The following is a 463-nucleotide window of genomic DNA, read 5'->3' as shown; positions in this document are numbered from 1 at the left end:
CCTTATTACAATCCTTTTTAGTTTGGTATACCGGGGAATCGAAAGAAGGGATTGTAAATATAAAATTACTCTTAATTTTTTCTAGTATACCTAAGAGTTCACCTTTTAATTCACCAGATGAGAATTGAATCCCACTCTGTAACCAGTTAAGCAATCCTTCAATATCTTTAAAATCATCTCTTTTAGAGCTGCCCTCTGGATACTCTTCAGGATGTGCTACGAAATACTCATCAACTTTCTGTTTGATATCTGGATTTTGAAGCATCTTTTGCATCGTTGTGCCCATGAGTGGGGTGCAACCTGAAGAACATCCAGAACCAATGAGAATAGAAAGGTTATCGACTTTCCTCAAGGAATTTTTTAGAAATATTTTTAATGCGGAAAGTATCTGAGAGGAGTCTCTGCAGTTATCTAATAAATTCTCTTTATTGTTAAAGTGATAATACGTCATTATCTGCTACCA

General features: G+C 35.0%; 1 protein-coding gene. It reads right to left on the bottom strand.

What is annotated here, in order from left to right; genetic code table 11:
- On the bottom strand, nt 1-286 hold a 286-nt coding region (locus A7E48_RS11435), incomplete at its 3' end, for a hypothetical protein (RefSeq protein WP_233126064.1).
- Nucleotides 287-463 lie beyond the last annotated feature (177 nt).

Origin of the sequence: Rothia sp. ND6WE1A (assembly GCF_001683935.1) — a bacterium.
GTDB lineage: Bacteria > Actinomycetota > Actinomycetes > Actinomycetales > Micrococcaceae > Rothia > Rothia amarae.
Note: the sequence above shows the minus strand (reverse complement) of the source record. Positions and strands in the feature narration are given on the sequence as shown.